This is a genomic window from Pseudomonas moraviensis, assembly GCF_900105805.1.
GTDB classification, from domain to species: domain Bacteria; phylum Pseudomonadota; class Gammaproteobacteria; order Pseudomonadales; family Pseudomonadaceae; genus Aquipseudomonas; species Aquipseudomonas moraviensis_A.
In genome coordinates, this window is record NZ_LT629788.1 from 5551685 (window position 1) to 5567447 (window position 15763).

The window sequence follows — 15763 nt, forward strand, 5'->3', positions numbered from 1 at the left end:
GAGTCAGGCGGCGGTCAGCAGGCCCTGGCGTTCGATGAAGGCGATGATCTGTTCAAGGCCCTGACCGGTTTTCTGGTTGCTGAACACGAACGGCTTGCCGTTGCGCATGCGTTTGGTGTCGCTGTCCATCATTTCCAGCGAGGCGCCCACCAGCGGAGCCAGGTCGATCTTGTTGATCACCAGCAGGTCGGACTTGCAGATACCGGGCCCGCCCTTGCGCGGCAGTTTGTCGCCGGCGGAAACGTCGATCACGTAGATGGTCAGGTCGGACAGCTCCGGGCTGAAGGTCGCCGAGAGGTTGTCGCCGCCGGACTCGACCAGAATCAGATCCAGCCCCGGAAAGCGTCGGTTCAGTTGGTCGACCGCTTCAAGGTTGATCGAAGCGTCTTCGCGGATTGCGGTGTGCGGGCAACCGCCGGTTTCCACGCCGATGATCCGCTCCGGCGCGAGGGCCTCGTTGCGCACCAGGAAATCGGCGTCTTCGCGGGTGTATATATCGTTGGTGACCACGGCGAGGTTGTAGCGCTCGCGCAGGGCCAGGCACAGGGCCAAAGTCAGCGCAGTCTTGCCGGAACCGACCGGGCCGCCGATGCCGACGCGCAGAGGTTGTGTTTGCATTTCATTCTCCAAAATAAACAGGCCTAAGAGCGGAAGAGACGGCTGTACTGGCGTTCATGGGCCATGCAGGCCAGGGACAGACCGAAAGCGGCGCTGCCGATGTGTTCGGGGTTGATTTGGCTTGCGTCGTGCTGCGCCTGTTGCAGCAGCGGCAGCAGCTCGCTGGTCAGGCGCTGGGCGGCTTGCTGGCCCAGCGGCAAGGTCTTCATCAATACCGCGAGCTGGTTTTCCAGCCAGCTCCACAGCCACGCGGCAAGTGCGTCCTGGGGGCTGATGCCCCAGGCGCGCGCGGCCAGTGCCCAGCACAGGGCCAGATGCGGTTCTGTGATCTGTGCAAGAAAATCGCGGGCGGACGCGTCGAGTTCCGGCAAACCGTTCAACAACTGCTGCAAGGAGTAGCCCATCTGTCGGCTCTCCAGATGCAGTTCGCGGGTTTCGCGGCTGGCACGATGGTTTTCGCAAAGTAGCTGCAGGTCGGCCCAGTTTTCGTCCGCCGCCGCCCGGCAATGCGCCAACAGCAGCGGCGCTTCGAAGCGTGCGAGATTCAGCAGCAATTGATCACTGATCCAGCGTCGGGCGCTGTCCGGGTTGTTAACCCGGCCGTTGTCCACCGCCATTTCCAGACCCTGGGAATAGCTGTAGCCGCCAATCGGCAATTGCGGACTGGCCAGACGCAGCAGCGCCCAGGCCGGATTCACAGGCGCACGCCGAACTGATGGAGTTTCGGCGCGTAGTTGAAGTCCTCGTCACCGTGGCGGGAATGATGATGGCCGCCGCCGTAGGCGCCGTGCTCCGGCTGGAACGGCGCTTCGATGGCTTCGACTTGTGCGCCGAGCTGTTCGAGCATGGCCTTGAGCACGTAATCGTCGAGCAGGCGCAGCCAGCCATCGCCGACCTGCAGGGCGACATGGCGGTTGCCGAGGTGATAGGCCGCGCGCGTCAGTTCGAACGCATTGGCGCAGGTGACATGGAGCAGTTGTTCGGGACGGGCGCAGACGCGCACGACGCGGCCGTCTTCGGCCTGCAGGCATTCGCCGTCATGCAGCGGTGGCTGGCCGCGCTCCAAAAACAACCCGACGTCTTCGCCTTCGGCACTGAAACAGCGCAAACGGCTTTTGCTGCGCGCTTCGAAGGTCAGGTGCAACTCGGCGGCCCAGACGGGTTGAGGGTCGATTCTGCGATGAATCACCAGCATCGGAAAGCTTCCAGCAATGAGCGTTGATTGGGCTAGAGCAAGGGCCGCGCCAATCGCACGAGATGTAGGAAATAGCTGTCGGCGCGCATCCGATCTTTCAACAGGTGCGGGGATTCTGGAAGGTTTTGGTGCATGAAGAATTTGTCATGCACCAAATCGAGGCTATCGCGGTGCACCCTTGTAGGAGTGAGCCTGCTCGCGATGACGGTGGATCAGTCAGTAAATATCTGACTGTTAAACCGCTATCGCGAGCAGGCTCACTTCTACAGGGGATATGTGTTGTCGCGGTAGGGGGGAGTTATTCGGTACTGCCCAGCCCTTGCCAGTGCTTGAGGCCGATGAAGATGAAGCGCAACTGTTGGGTGATCTTCGCCTGCGGCGTCAGGTGCTCCGGCAAGGCTTCGGCCGGTGGGTCGATGATGTCGGGGAGGGTGGCGAAGACTGATTTGACGATCAGGTCGGCCATCACGCTCAGACCCGCCAGATCCAGATGTTGCAGTTTGGGCATCAGCGCCAGGTCCGCCGCGAGGTCGGCGCTGATGTTTTCGCGCAAGCGTCCGATTGCCTGCCGTACCGGCAGCGAGCCGCCATACTGTTCGCGGGCGAGAAACAGGAATTGCGAGCGGTTGGCGTTGACCACATCAAGGAAGATGCGCACCGACGCATCGATGATGCCGCCCATGACGAATTCATTGTGCCGCACCAGGCGGATGGTCTCGCGGAAGGTCTGGCCGACTTCGCTGACCAGCACCAGCCCCAACTCGTCCATGTCGGCAAAGTGACGATAGAACCCAGTGGGCACGATGCCGGCGGTCTTGCTCACTTCGCGCAGGCTCAGGCTGCCGAATCCTCGGCCGCTTTCCATCAGGTGGCGGGCAGCGTCCATCAAGGCGTTGCGGGTCTGTTGTTTCTGTTCGGCGCGGGGCAGCATCGCAGGGTGTGTTCTTCGGCAGGACAAGCGCCGCACTCTAGCAAATCGGCTTTGTCGGCGTCGAACGGGGAGTCGTGCAGCGAGGAATTTACAGAAGCTGAAAAGTCAAAAGCCCAATCCGCTGATTGGGCTTTTTTGCCGGGCCGTCATGGGCTCAGCTCAGTTTGCTGTTGCGTTCGATCACACGGTCACCACCGCCTTCAGCGAGGGCTTGACCCAGTGGGGTTTTATCGAAGCCGTCATCAGCCAGGGTCTGGCCCTGTGGAGTGCGCTCGGAACCATCGGAAGCCAGGGTCTGGCCTTGTGGGGTGCGCTCGGTGCCGTCGGAGGCGAGGATCTGACCTTGAGGCGTGCGATCCGAACCGTCTTGCACCAGACCTTTTTCTTCGAGGCGATTGCGACCGTTTTCAGCCAGGGCCTGGCCTTGTGGGGTGCGATCCGAGCCGTCTTGAACCAGGCCTTTTTCTTCGAGGCGGTTGCGGCCGTTTTCAGCCAGAGTCTGACCTTGTGGAGTGCGCTCGGAACCGTCGGAAGCTACGGTCTGGCTAAACACCGAGTGGCTCGATTTGATTTGCGGAGTGGCCTGATCGGCAGCGGGCAGGGCGAAAGCAGTGCTGGCTAGCATCGACAGGGTAAGGCTGAGCAGTAATTGGCGTTTCATGATAGTGGCTCCTTGGGAGGGCGATAAAGTGGGTACGAGGGCAATGCTACTCTCGATAAGTCGATATAAAAGTTCATAAACGCAATGGTAATAATCAACAGAATTGATTGTTCCGCGCGAGGGCTCTAGCACGGGGCTTTGCGGGCGGCGGTTTTGCACCGTCGTGGGTATTTTCGACTCACTCGCGCCTCGTAAAAGTGCGGGTCGCGGTAACACTGCTCGACCGATCGGTCAGATTTGCTGCACTTTTTATGGCTTAAACTGCCTTTCGATTAAACCTGCGGGCCTTTCGCCAGTCACAGACTGCATAGGGGCCGCTTCGGTCTGCCGTTTCAGCTGTGCGTCGGGTAATCGGCGTGCAGTCGTGATCAGGAGCTTTGTGCATGACGCGCACTGGAAAAATCTTCAGTTGGACCTTCGCCATCCTCGTGCTGCTAGTGGCAGCCTTGATTCTGATCATCGTGTTCTTCGACTGGAACCGGATCAAACCCACCATCAACGCCAAAGTCTCGGAAGAACTGCACCGGGCGTTTGCTATCAATGGCAACCTCGCGGTGATCTGGCAGCGCGAGCCGGAAGAGGGCGGCTGGCGTGCCTGGGTGCCGTGGCCGCACGTGGTCGCGGAGGACCTGAGCCTGGGCAACCCGGACTGGTCGAAGCAGCCGCAGATGGTCACGCTGAAACGCGTCGAGCTGCGCATTTCGCCGCTGGCCCTGCTGGCCCAGCGCGTGGTGATTCCGCGCATCGACCTGACCGAGCCGAATGCCGAGCTGCAACGTCTGGCCGATGGCCGCGCCAACTGGACCTTCAAATTCGACCCCAAGGACCCGAACGCCGAGCCATCGAACTGGGTGGTCGACATCGGCGCGATCGGCTTCGATAAGGGCCACGTGACCCTCGACGATCAGACCCTGAAAACCAATCTCGACGTGTTGATCGACCCGCTCGGCAAGCCGATCCCCTTCAGCGAAATCGTCGGCGACAAAGCGGCGAAAACCGCTCAGGACAAGGGCGGCGCACCGCAGGACTACGCTTTTGCGCTCAAGGTCAAAGGCCAGTACCACGCGCAGAATCTCACCGGGCAGGGCAAGATCGGCGGACTGTTGGCTTTGCAGGACGCGAGCAAACCGTTCCCGTTGCAGGCCCAGGCGAAGATTGGCGACACCCGTATCGAGCTGGCCGGCACCCTCACCGACCCGCTCAACCTCGGCGCCCTCGACCTGCGCCTGAAGCTCGCCGGCGATAGCCTTGGCAATCTCTATCCGCTGACCGGCGTAACCCTGCCGGACACGCCACCGTACTCCACCGACGGTCACCTGATCGCCAAGCTGCATGACGAGGCAGGGGCGAGATTCACTTACGAGAAATTCAACGGCAAGATCGGCGACAGCGACATCCACGGCGACCTCACCTACGTCGCCAGCCAGCCACGGCCGAAACTCAGCGGTGCGTTGCTCTCCAATCAACTGCTGTTCGCCGACCTCGCGCCATTGATCGGCGCCGACTCCAACACCGAACAGAAAGCCCGTGGCGGTGCGAGCAAGCAACCCGCGGACAAGGTCCTGCCGGTAGAAGAGTTCAAGACCGACCGCTGGCGCGCCATGGATGCCGATGTCGAGTTCACCGGCAAGCGCATCGTCCACAGCGAGAAGCTGCCGTTCAAGGATCTCTATACCCATCTGAAACTCAACGATGGCGAGCTCAGTCTCGAGCCGCTGCGCTTTGGCGTCGCCGGCGGCACGCTGGATGCGCAGATTCGCCTCAATGGCCGCACCGAACCACTGGAAGGCCGGGCGCGTTTGACCGCACGCAAGTTCAAGCTGAAAGAGTTGTTCCCGACTTTCGAACCGATGAAAACCAGTTTCGGCGAGCTCAACGGTGATGCCGACATCAGTGGCCGTGGCAACTCCGTAGCGAAGCTGCTTGGCGGCGCCAACGGCAATCTGAAGATGCTGATCAACGACGGTGCGATCAGCCGTGAGCTGATGGAACTGGCCGGGCTCAATGTCGGTAACTACGTGGTCGGGAAGATCTTTGGCGACAAGGAAGTGAAGATCAATTGCGCGGCGGCGGACTTCGATATCAAGACCGGCCTGGCGACCACGCGGCTGTTTGTCTTCGATACCGAGAACGCGATTATCTACATCGATGGCACGGCAAACATGGCCACCGAGCAACTCGATCTGACCGTGACGCCTGAATCCAAGGGCTGGCGCCTGATCTCCCTGCGCTCGCCGCTGTATGTGCGCGGCAAGTTCATCAAGCCGGATGCCGGCGTCAAAGCCGTACCGTTGATGTTGCGTGGAGCGGGGATGGTCGCGTTGGGCGTGATCGCCGCACCAGCGGCGGGATTGCTGGCGCTGGTGGCGCCGAGCGGTGGCGAGCCGAATCAATGCGCGCCGTTGCTGGAGCAGATGAAGCAGGGCAAGGCGCCGGTGACCGTCAAACCTACCAAGTAAGCAGGGCAGATCAAAAGATCGCAGCCTTCGGCAGCTCCTACATTTGGAATGCGTTCCTTGTGTAGGAGCTGCCGAAGGCTGCGATCTTTTGCTGTTAAGGGTTACAGGTCGTTGAGGATGTCCGCCATGTCGTCGGCGTGCTCTTCTTCCTGGGCGAGGATGTCTTCGAAGATACGGCGGGTGGTCGGGTCCTTGTCGCCGATGTACTGGATGATTTCCCGGTAGCTGTCGATCGCGATACGCTCGGCCACCAGATCCTCGTAAACCATTTCCTTGAGCGAATTACCGGCTACGTACTGCGCGTGGGACAGCTTGCTCAGCAGGTCGGGGTTGAACTCCGGCTCGCCGCCCAGTTGCACAATGCGTTCAGCGAGGCGATCGGCGTGTTCGGCTTCCTGGTTGGCATGCTCGAGGAATTCGTCGGCGGCGACGTTGGCTTTCAGGCCGTTGGCCATGAAGTAGTGGCGCTTGTAGCGTAATACGCAGACCAGTTCGGTGGCCAGCGACTCGTTCAGCAAGCGCAGCACCTCCTCACGGTTGGCACTGTAGGTCTCGGTGACCGCGCCGTTTTCCACGTGTTGCCGTGCGCGTTCGCGCAGGGTTTGAACATCAGACAAATGCAGGTCACTCATTTCATTCTCCTGGAGGCTAATCCGATGGGCGCCACGTTCTGAAGACGCGGTCGCTACCCAGGTTGTGAGTCTTGAGCGAAGCGAAAAGTTTTATGCGATTTACGCCGGACGCGCTGCAGGAACTGCTGAAGACTGCTATGTCCGGAGGGCCTGACGCTGGTCAATCCGGTTTCGGTGGAGCGGATCGTGGCGGGCTGAAGTAGGCTCATCGTTCAGTTGTCATCGTCACGGTGGATGCTTGGCGGGCGTCTTGCACGTCAGGCCTCCACTCACCGCGCACAAGGATGTAACCCATGTCGACACGTTATCCACTGGTGCTGGTGCCGGGCATGCTCGGCTTTGTCCGGCTGGTGCTTTACCCGTACTGGTTCGGCATCATCAAGGCCTTGCGCCGTGGTGGTGCGACGGTGATCGCGGTGCAGGTTTCGCCGCTCAACTCCACCGAAGTGCGCGGTGAGCAGTTGCTGGCGCGGATCGAGGACATTCTCCGCGAGAGCGGGGCGCAGAAGGTCAATCTGTTCGGTCACAGCCAGGGGGCGCTGACGGCGCGCTATGCAGCGGCGAAACGTCCCGATCTGGTCGCCTCGGTAACCTCGGTGGCCGGGCCGAATCACGGTTCGGAGCTGGCCGATCATCTGGAAAAAAACTATCCGGCGAACACCGCCAAAGGGCGTCTGCTCGAAGCATTGTTGCGCTTGATCGGCTGGATCATGGCGATGCTCGACACCGGTTATCACGGGCCAAGATTGCCTGTGGATATCCACGCCTCCCACCACTCGCTGACGACGGCGGGCGTTGCCTTGTTCAATCAGCGGTATCCACAAGGGTTGCCGCAAACCTGGGGCGGGCAGGGCCCGGAAGAGGTCAACGGCGTGCGTTACTACTCCTGGTCAGGGACGCTGCAACCGGGCAAGACCGATCGGGGCGGCAATCTTTTCGACGGCACCAATCGCAGTTGCCGCCTGTTCGCCACGACCTTCGTTCGCGAGCGCGGGCAGTGCGATGGCATGGTCGGTCGTTACAGCTCGCATCTGGGCACGGTAATCGGTGATGACTATCCGCTGGATCATTTCGACATCGTCAATCAGTCGCTGGGGCTGGTGGGCAAGGGCGCGGATCCGGTGCGGCTGTTTGTCGAGCATGCGGCGCGGCTGGAGGCGGCTGGGTGTTAACAGTCAAACCGCGTCATCGTTCTTCGCGAGCAAGCTCGCTCCCACATTGAAATGCGGATACCTGTGGGAGCGAGCCTGCTCGCGAAAGCGTCGGTTCAGGCGACGCTGATCCTGCGGCCCAACACCGCGGTCCAGCGCTCCGACAAAACCACCCCACCCAAGGTCAGCAATCCGCCCACCAGGTGATACATCGCCAACTGCTCCCTCAGCACCACCGCGGCAATCATCGCGGTAATCAGCGGCAGCAGATTGAAGAACAACGTTGTCCGGCTCGGCCCCAGCCGCTGCACCGCCTGCATCCACGCCAGCGGCGCGACCATCGAAGCGAGCAGGCACGCATACAGCACCAGCGGCACGTTCTGCAGATTCAAACCGGTCTTCGGCGACACCGCGAACAACGGAAACAACACCACAATCGCCACCAGCACCTGCAAGTACAGGAGCACCAACGGTGGCAGGCGCAGCTGCCATTTTTTCAACAGCGTGCTGTAAACCGCATAGGCCAGCGTCGCGATCAGCATCATCGCGTCACCCATGTTGACCCCGTGTTGCAGCAGCGCACCGAGGCTGCCGGCTGACACCACCACCAGCACGCCAGCGAACGACAGCACTGCGCCGACCAAGGCGCCAGCCGTCAGGCGCTGACCGAGGCTGACGATCGCCATGGCCAGCGACATCAACGGCATCAGCGAGAGAATGATGCCCATGTTGGTGGCCGTGGTCAGTGTCGCGGCGAAGTAGGCGAGGCTTTGATACACCGCCATGCCGAGCACGCCGAGGACGAAGATCCGCCCCAGGTTCGGCCGAATCTGCGGCCAGTGCGCGATGACTTTGCGCAGCATGAACGGCGTAAACAGCAGCCCGGCCAGCAGCCAGCGATAGAAACCGATCTCGGCGGGGAAGATCGCCCCGACGGCCAGTTTGTTGATCACGGTATTGCCGGCCCAGATGAAAATCGCCAGCAGGGGAAACGCGTAGTGCATGGGACAAAACCAGAACGTTGATGAAGCGCGATTATCCCCTGTCTGGATGCAGGCCTATACTGCGAACCAGACAACCTGCACCTGCATCCGGACAGCATGAACAGCAAACACATCGACTTGCTCGCATTCAGCCAATTGCCGTCAGCGGTGTACTTCCGCTACGCCGATTTCAATGCCCACGAATATGCCGCGCCCCATCGGCATCCCTGGGGCACGCTGGAATACGCGGCCCATGGCGTGCTGCACATGGATGTCGACGGCAGTCGCTTCATGTCGCCGCCGCAATACGCGGTGTGGGTGCCGCCCGAGGTCGAGCACAGTTTCTACAGTCATCAACCGGTCAACTACCGCGCGGTGTGCCTTGATCCCGATGTCTGCGCGCGCTTGCCGGCGCGCGCCTGCACGTTGGCAATCAGCGACATTCTCAAGGCGATCCTCAAGGACTTCGCCGCCCGCGATGTGAAGATCCCCGAACATTCGGCCGACCAGCGTCTGGCTCAGGTGCTGGTCGATCAACTGCAACAAGCGCCGGTGCAGGAATGTTACCTGCCGTATGCGAGCAGTCCCGGGCTGCTGACGATTCTGGAAACCTTGCAGGCCGCGCCGGGCGACAATCAGCCCTTGGCGCATTGGGCCGCGCAGGTGCATGTCAGCGAGCGCACGCTGGCGCGGCAGTTTGTCCGCGAGCTGGGCATGAGCTTTGGCGAGTGGCGTCAGCGCCTGCGTTATCTGGCGGCGATCGAAGCGCTGGAGACGTCACGTTCGGTGCAGGAAATCGCTTTCGATCTCGGCTACAGCAGCGGCTCGGCCTTCATTGCCATGTTTTCCCGCCAGGCCGGTTGTACGCCAGAGCAGTATCGGCGCAGTCACCTCGAGGGCAGGAAGGTGTAACAAGCTTTGACTACACTGCGACAGAGGCCGCATCCATCGGTGCGGCAACAAGGAGAAAACTCCATGAAGATGTTGCGTGTGCCGTTGTTGATGATCGGTCTGCTCCTGTGTTCCCAGGGTTTCGCCGCCACGGCGCAACAGAACAAGATGACCACCTGCAATGCCGATGCGACCGCCAAGAGCTTGAAGGGCGATGAGCGCAAGGCGTTCATGAGCACCTGCCTGAAAGCGGCGCCAGCGGCCAACGATGGCAAGGCGCTGACCCCGCAGCAGCAGAAAATGACTACCTGCAATGCCGATGCGAAAACCAAGGCGCTGACCGGCGATGCGCGCAAGACATTCATGAGTGAGTGTCTGAAGAAGAAATAAGCGGGCGCCATGCGTGTCCGATTGATTCGGTCGGCTTGAGATTTGCCCTCACCCTCTCCCGGAGGGAGAGGGGACCGACCGCATGGATACCGACAGGAACTGTGGTCTGAAATACCGAGTCGATGGCGGATTCGGCGCTGCACGTTCAGGTCGGCAAATTTCTCGAGCAACCCCCAATCGGTCCCCTCTTCTTCTGGGAGAGGGCTAGGGTGAGGGGGAAAATCGCACGCGTTGCACGAAAATCCGAAACCCCGCATATCCCTAGTGCTAACCCCGGATCGCTGGCAGACTGCCCATCCTTTCACGCCGTTCGTTTTGAGGCTGTATGCCAACGTTTTCTCAGCGTCATGTTGTGTTCTGGGTCAGTTGCATCATCATTTTTGGCGGACTGCTGCTGGTGCTGCCGCTGCGCCTGTTGCCGAGCCTGCTGGCCGGGTTGCTGGTGTTCGAGCTGGTCAACATGCTCACCCCGCAACTGCAACGGCTGATCGAAGGGCGGCGTGCGCGCTGGTTGGCGGTGGCGCTGCTCGGCACGCTGGTGGTGAGTGTGCTGGCGCTGATCTTCGCCGGGGCTATCAGTTTCCTCCTGCATGAAGCGGAAAATCCGGGCGCCTCGCTGGATAAATTCATGGGCGTGGTCGATCGCGCACGGGGGCAGTTGCCGCCGTTCATCGACGCCTATCTGCCGGCCAGCGCGGCGGAATTTCGCGTGGCGATCGGCGAGTGGGCGAGCAAGCATCTGGCCGACCTGCAACTGGTCGGCAAGGACGCCGCGCACATGTTCGTCACCCTGCTGATCGGCATGGTGCTCGGCGCGATCATCGCCCTGCAGCGCATCCCCGACGTGACCAAGCGCAAACCCCTGGCCGCGGCCCTGTTCGACCGTCTGCATCTGCTGGTGCAGGCGTTTCGCAATATCGTCTTCGCCCAGATCAAGATTTCCCTGCTCAACACGGTGTTCACCGGGATCTTCCTCGCAGTGATCCTGCCGATGTTCGGCATCAAGCTGCCGCTGACCAAAACCCTGATCGTGCTGACCTTCCTGCTCGGCCTGCTGCCGGTGATCGGCAACCTGATGTCGAACACGCTGATCACCATCGTCGGCCTGTCGCTGTCGATCTGGGTAGCGCTCGCCGCGCTGGGCTACCTGATCGTTATCCACAAGCTCGAATACTTCCTCAACGCGCGCATCGTCGGCGGGCAGATCAGTGCCAAATCGTGGGAATTGCTTCTGGCAATGCTGGTGTTCGAAGCCGCGTTCGGTTTGCCGGGCGTGGTGGCGGGACCGATTTATTACGCGTACCTGAAGAGTGAGTTGAAGCTGGGCGGGATGGTTTGAGCTGACTGTCTGGCTGTCGACCATTGTGGCGAGGGAGCTTGCTCCCTCGCCACAATGGTTGTAGTCAGTTCATGGCGCCGTAGCGCTTCATCGCTTCAATCGCCAAACCGCTACCAATGCTGCCAAAGATGTTGCCTTCGACATGCCGCGCGTTCGGCAACATTGCTGACACGCTGTTGCGCAGGGCCGGGATGCCGCTCGAACCCCCAGTGAAAAACACCGTGTCGACCTGATCGACCGCAACTCCGGCGTCATTCAACAGCTGCGTAACGCTGCCGCGCACGCGCTCGAGCAAAGCTTCGATTGCCGATTCGAACAGCGCACGCGTCAGCTCGACGCTCAGGCCGGCTTCGATGCGATCCAGCGGCACGTGACGGCTGTCGGCGTGGGTCAGCTGGATCTTGGTTTCTTCGACTTCCATCGCCAGCCAGTGGCCGGCGCGCTGTTCGATCAGTTTGAACAGGCGATCGATGCCGCCGGTGTCTTCGATGTCGTAGCGCATGCTGCCCAGGGCCAGCGTGGACTTCTGCGAGTACACCGAGTTGATCGTGTGCCAGGTCGCCAGGTTCATATGGTGGCTGGTCGGCATGTAGGCACCGCTTTTCATCCGGCTGCCGTAGCCGAACAGCGGCATCAGGCCCTGCAGGCTCAGCTGTTTGTCGAAGTCTGTACCGCCGATGTGCACGCCGCCGGTGGCGAGGATGTCCTCGTGACGGTTATCCACAGCGCGGCGCTCAGGCGACAGGCGCACCAGCGAGAAGTCGGAGGTACCACCGCCGATGTCGACGATCAGCACCAGCTCTTCTTTTTCGATGGTCGACTCATAGTCGAATGCCGCCGCGATCGGCTCGTACTGGAACGACACGTCTTTGAAACCGATCTTGCGCGCCACTTCGACCAAGGTGTCTTCGGCTTCCTGGTCAGCCAACGGATCGTCATCGACGAAAAATACCGGACGGCCCAGCACCACTTGTTCGAATTCCCGACCGGCGGCGGCTTCGGCGCGGTGCTTGAGCTGACCGATGAACAGCCCGAGCAGGTCCTTGAACGGCATCGCCGTGCCGAGGACGCTGGTGTCGTGCTTGATCAGCTTGGAACCGAGCAGACTCTTGAGCGAGCGCATCAGCCGGCCTTCGTAGCCTTCCAGATACTCGTGCAGGGCCAGGCGACCGTACACCGGGCGGCGCTCCTCGATGTTGAAGAAGACCACCGACGGCAGGGTGATCTTGTCGTCTTCCAGCGCAATCATGGTGTCCATGCCGGGGCGCAGCCAGCCGACGGTGGAGTTGGACGTGCCGAAGTCGATGCCGCAGGCACGGGCTGGAGAGGCGTCTTTCATGTCTTTCGGATTCCGGTCAAAAAACGGCCGCGCAGTGTATGTCAGTGCGCGGCAGATTCGAAGGCCGGTCATCCGCTATTTCGCCACCTGGCAGGTTGAAAACCGCCGCATCGCCCCAAACTTGCTGGCATGGGCCGGCAGACACACCGGCGGTCGCAAGAACCGTCGTCCACTGCCGATAAACTTCTGCGGCGCCACCCGGTCACAACCTTGAGATCGGTCAACCCGGCACGCGCCAATCGGGCGCACGCTGGCCTCGGCGCGAAATCGATAACGGATGGTGATCCTTCAATGGACTTCAAAGACTATTACAAGATACTCGGCGTGGAGCCGACAGCCGACGACAAGGCCATCAAAGCGGCCTATCGCAAGCTGGCGCGCAAATACCACCCCGATGTCAGCAAGGAAAAAGACGCCGAGGCCAAGTTCAAGGACGCCTCGGAAGCCTATGAAGCGCTGAAAAGCGCCGACAAGCGCGCCGAATACGACGAACTGCGCCGTTATGGCCAGCACGGTCAGCCATTCCAGGGCCCACCGGGCTGGCAGAGCCGTGGCGGCTTCGGTGGCGGTGGTGGCGACACCGGCGACTTCTCGGACTTCTTCAGTTCGATCTTCGGCAATCGCGGCCCCGGTTTCGGTGGCGCCGAGAGCCGCCAATCACGCGGACGCCGAGGGCAAGACGTGGAAATGGAATTGCCGGTCTTCCTCGAAGAAACCCTGTCGAACGAATCGAAGAAAGTCACCTTTCAGGTGCCGCAATACAACGCGCACGGCCAGCACGTGAGCAACACCAGCAAAAGCCTGAACGTGAAGATCCCGGCCGGCGTGACCGACGGCGAGCGCATTCGCCTCAAGGGCCAGGGCGCACCGGGCATCGGTGGCGGAGCGAATGGCGATCTGTACCTGACCATTCGTTTTGCGCCCCACCCGAAATTCGATGTCGAAGGCGAAAACCTGATCATCACCTTGCCGCTGGCGCCGTGGGAGCTGGCATTGGGCACTGAAGTGGCCGTGCCGACCCTGACCGGCAAGATCAACCTCAAGGTTCCGGCCGGCAGCCAGAATGGCCAGCGCATGCGTGCCAAGGGCCACGGCCTGCTGAACAAGGCCGGCGAGCGCGGTTATCTGTTCGTGCAACTCAAGGCCGTGATGCCGAAAGCGTCCGACGATGAGGTCAAGGCGCTGTGGCAGGAACTGGCGAAGAAAGCCGCGTTCAACCCGCGAGAGAACTTCTGAACCCGACGACGGAGTAGCCCATCATGAGCAGCCCCCTGATCGTTCAACTGGACCTGGCAGAATTCTGTGAGGCGGCCGATTTGTCGGACGTCTACGTGATCGAAATCGTCGAGCACGGCATCCTCGAACCTCAGGGCGCGCAGCCCCGGGAATGGCGCTTCACCGATTACGAACTGGCGCTGGCCAAACGTGCGGCGAAGCTGCGGCGTGATCTTGAGCTGGAGTGGGAAGGCGTGGCGCTGGCCCTGGACCTGCTGGAGGAAGTGCAAGCGCTGCGCGCCGAGAACCGCATGTTGCGGCAACGGTTGGGGCGCCTGGTGGTGGAATAGAGGGGCTGACGGCTGTGTGCGGGTCATCAGCGGGTTAGTGTTTGCGCGTGTTTCCGTCCATGTTAAGCGTGAGCAGGGTCTGATACTTTTTCGCGCTCAGGTCGGCAATGGATGCCGACTGTCGTAGCGCCAGCCACGCGGGCCAGCGCTACGCAAACTTTGCAAGGAAGCCTGCTCATGCCAGTCAAACCCAAACCGCCCAAAACGGCCACAGCCGATGTGAACACGCCTGTGCGCCCGCCTGTCGATGCAACTGCGCAGGGTCTTGAAACGCTGCGCATTACCCCCGATCCGGTCATTCACCAGACCCCGCGCGATACGCAAGGAACCGGCGACGGCACGCGGCAGATCGAGACCGCAGCCGCAACGCCGAACATCCAGGTTCACCCATCATCGTCCAGCGCTTCGATGGCCGCGACCGCTGAAGCCGTTTCTCTGCAGCATTATCTGATTCCCTCGACGGTTGCCTTGCCAGGCGCCGATGCTCAGGGGTTTCGTGTGTTCAAGGGGCGTCAATACGCCGACCTGCAGAATGGCGGTACCGTCCTGCTTGGCGTCGATGCCGAAACCGGTCTGTACCGGGCCACATTACCCAGCGAGGCGCGAGCCTCCGGTCCCACTCTCGCGTTCGACCCGCTGCACAATCACTGGTATCCGCTGCAGGATTTCACCGCGCCCGCGGACGGTTCCGTACTCCTGCCGCGGAAAAACCGCAGGGTAAGCCGGCAGAGTGACGATGAATTCGAGTCGGCGCTCGAAGAGCTGCCCAGTGATCACGAAGGCGCTGGCGAGACGTTTTATCTGGCCTCCGAATCGATGCCGATCCAGCCTTACACGGCGGAAGAACTGAACACGATGCGCAGTGAAACGCGTTATTCATTCCTGGCCAATCAATTGGGTACCTACAACCGCGCCAACAACGGAAAGTATCCGCTGCGGGACACCGCTGGCCGGCCGATCCGCATCAAAAAACTGCAAACGAAAGTGCGCTTCGAAAACGGCGATCTCTACACCTCCGAGCAGATCAAACCTTACATCAGGTTTGAAGGGTACGAGGATGTCGCGCGGCTGTATGAGGAGAAGCTGCAATGGCGCGTGTTTACCGAAGCCGATATGCAAGCCCCCGGTGAGCGGGCCTTGATCGGTCAGTCCATGGTGGTCGCCAACCGGCGCATTGCCAAAGGCGAGGCGCTGGGTGTCTACGGCGGGGCCATCACGCCAGCACGCTTCGTCCAGCCCCACGAGCAGACCTTCACCATGCTTGCCGGTGTACGTTTGAAGTATGGCGCCGGAGAGTTTATCCCTGATCCGCTCGCGATCCTGGGTGACACCATCATGTCCCGCATCAACTCCACCTTTGAATATGACGCGACGGGCAAGCCTGTGCGTCAGGCAACGGAGGGGTACAACGTCGAGCTGGTGCCGTTCGATGTCGAGGCGCAGCAATGGATCGGCAAACAGTTGGTCACCAGGGATTTTATCCTCAACGCCGTATTTGCCACCCAGGACATCCCCGCGGGCACCGAGCTGCGTCTGGATTACAACTACAGCGAGCAACAGATGTCGTGGGCGTTTCCCTGAGCGTTTGCCGTGCACGGCTGAATACGGA

The 15763-nt window shown here is 61.1% G+C and carries 17 protein-coding genes; 9 read left to right on the plus strand and 8 right to left on the minus strand.

Going from position 1 to position 15763, the window contains the following annotated elements:
• Positions 1 to 3: 3 nt before the first annotated feature.
• The 5 genes from ureG to BLU71_RS24845 form a co-directional block, all read right to left on the minus strand.
• A complete protein-coding gene (gene ureG, locus BLU71_RS24825; RefSeq protein ID WP_042608948.1) occupies positions 4 to 618 on the minus strand; it encodes an urease accessory protein UreG in 615 nt (204 codons plus the stop codon).
• A 23-nt stretch (positions 619 to 641) separates the two neighbouring features.
• Positions 642 to 1316, minus strand: a complete 675-nt coding sequence (locus BLU71_RS24830; RefSeq protein WP_064363055.1) for an urease accessory protein UreF — start codon at positions 1314 to 1316, stop codon at positions 642 to 644.
• Positions 1313 to 1813, minus strand: a complete 501-nt coding sequence (gene ureE, locus BLU71_RS24835; protein WP_042608946.1) for an urease accessory protein UreE — start codon at positions 1811 to 1813, stop codon at positions 1313 to 1315. The genes BLU71_RS24830 and ureE overlap by 4 nt, the downstream gene beginning before the upstream one ends.
• Before the next feature lie 298 nt (positions 1814 to 2111).
• Positions 2112 to 2744 carry a TetR family transcriptional regulator gene (locus BLU71_RS24840; protein ID WP_016771906.1) on the minus strand — a complete coding sequence of 211 codons (633 nt, stop codon included), beginning with the start codon at positions 2742 to 2744 and terminating at the stop codon, positions 2112 to 2114.
• Positions 2745 to 2898: 154 nt separating this feature from the next.
• On the minus strand, positions 2899 to 3405 hold the full coding sequence (locus BLU71_RS24845; RefSeq protein WP_065615518.1) for a hypothetical protein: 507 nt from the start codon (positions 3403 to 3405) through the stop codon (positions 2899 to 2901).
• Between the two features lie 383 nt (positions 3406 to 3788).
• Here BLU71_RS24845 and BLU71_RS24850 point away from each other — a divergent pair, with 383 nt between their 5' ends.
• Positions 3789 to 5864, plus strand: coding sequence for an AsmA family protein (locus tag BLU71_RS24850; protein WP_083354092.1), 2076 nt, complete (start codon positions 3789 to 3791; stop codon positions 5862 to 5864).
• A gap of 101 nt (positions 5865 to 5965) precedes the next feature.
• On the opposite strand, the gene BLU71_RS24855 is transcribed toward BLU71_RS24850, so the two are convergent.
• Positions 5966 to 6496, minus strand: coding sequence for a ferritin-like domain-containing protein (locus BLU71_RS24855; protein WP_042608942.1), 531 nt, complete (start codon positions 6494 to 6496; stop codon positions 5966 to 5968).
• 293 nt (positions 6497 to 6789) lie between these two features.
• On the opposite strand from BLU71_RS24855, the gene BLU71_RS24860 reads away from it, so the two are divergent.
• A complete protein-coding gene (locus BLU71_RS24860; RefSeq protein WP_042608941.1) occupies positions 6790 to 7668 on the plus strand; it encodes an esterase/lipase family protein in 879 nt (292 codons plus the stop codon).
• A 95-nt stretch (positions 7669 to 7763) separates the two neighbouring features.
• Here BLU71_RS24860 and BLU71_RS24865 read toward each other — a convergent pair whose 3' ends face one another.
• On the minus strand, positions 7764 to 8651 hold the full coding sequence (locus tag BLU71_RS24865; protein WP_083354093.1) for a DMT family transporter: 888 nt from the start codon (positions 8649 to 8651) through the stop codon (positions 7764 to 7766).
• A 96-nt stretch (positions 8652 to 8747) separates the two neighbouring features.
• Between BLU71_RS24865 and BLU71_RS24870 the strand changes: the two genes are divergently transcribed.
• The 3 genes from BLU71_RS24870 to BLU71_RS24880 all read left to right on the plus strand — a co-directional run bounded on the left by BLU71_RS24870 (position 8748) and on the right by BLU71_RS24880 (position 11250).
• A complete protein-coding gene (locus tag BLU71_RS24870; RefSeq protein WP_083354094.1) occupies positions 8748 to 9542 on the plus strand; it encodes an AraC family transcriptional regulator in 795 nt (264 codons plus the stop codon).
• A 63-nt stretch (positions 9543 to 9605) separates the two neighbouring features.
• Positions 9606 to 9911: a PsiF family protein gene (locus BLU71_RS24875; RefSeq protein WP_083354095.1), complete on the plus strand. Its 306-nt coding sequence runs from the start codon at positions 9606 to 9608 to the stop codon at positions 9909 to 9911.
• Between the two features lie 325 nt (positions 9912 to 10236).
• A complete protein-coding gene (locus tag BLU71_RS24880; protein ID WP_039756974.1) occupies positions 10237 to 11250 on the plus strand; it encodes an AI-2E family transporter in 1014 nt (337 codons plus the stop codon).
• Between the two features lie 64 nt (positions 11251 to 11314).
• On the opposite strand, the gene BLU71_RS24885 is transcribed toward BLU71_RS24880, so the two are convergent.
• Positions 11315 to 12589: an Hsp70 family protein gene (locus tag BLU71_RS24885; protein WP_083354096.1), complete on the minus strand. Its 1275-nt coding sequence runs from the start codon at positions 12587 to 12589 to the stop codon at positions 11315 to 11317.
• On the opposite strand from BLU71_RS24885, the gene BLU71_RS27395 reads away from it, so the two are divergent.
• The 4 genes from BLU71_RS27395 (at position 12588) to BLU71_RS24900 (ending at position 15735) form a co-directional block, all read left to right on the plus strand.
• A complete protein-coding gene (locus BLU71_RS27395) occupies positions 12588 to 12803 on the plus strand; it encodes a hypothetical protein (RefSeq protein ID WP_156889243.1) in 216 nt (71 codons plus the stop codon). The genes BLU71_RS24885 and BLU71_RS27395 overlap by 2 nt on opposite strands.
• 77 nt (positions 12804 to 12880) lie before the next feature.
• Positions 12881 to 13825: a DnaJ C-terminal domain-containing protein gene (locus BLU71_RS24890; protein ID WP_024011397.1), complete on the plus strand. Its 945-nt coding sequence runs from the start codon at positions 12881 to 12883 to the stop codon at positions 13823 to 13825.
• Positions 13826 to 13848: 23 nt separating this feature from the next.
• Positions 13849 to 14154, plus strand: a complete 306-nt coding sequence (locus BLU71_RS24895; protein WP_042608936.1) for a chaperone modulator CbpM — start codon at positions 13849 to 13851, stop codon at positions 14152 to 14154.
• A gap of 177 nt (positions 14155 to 14331) precedes the next feature.
• Positions 14332 to 15735: a hypothetical protein gene (locus tag BLU71_RS24900; protein WP_083354097.1), complete on the plus strand. Its 1404-nt coding sequence runs from the start codon at positions 14332 to 14334 to the stop codon at positions 15733 to 15735.
• Positions 15736 to 15763 lie beyond the last annotated feature (28 nt).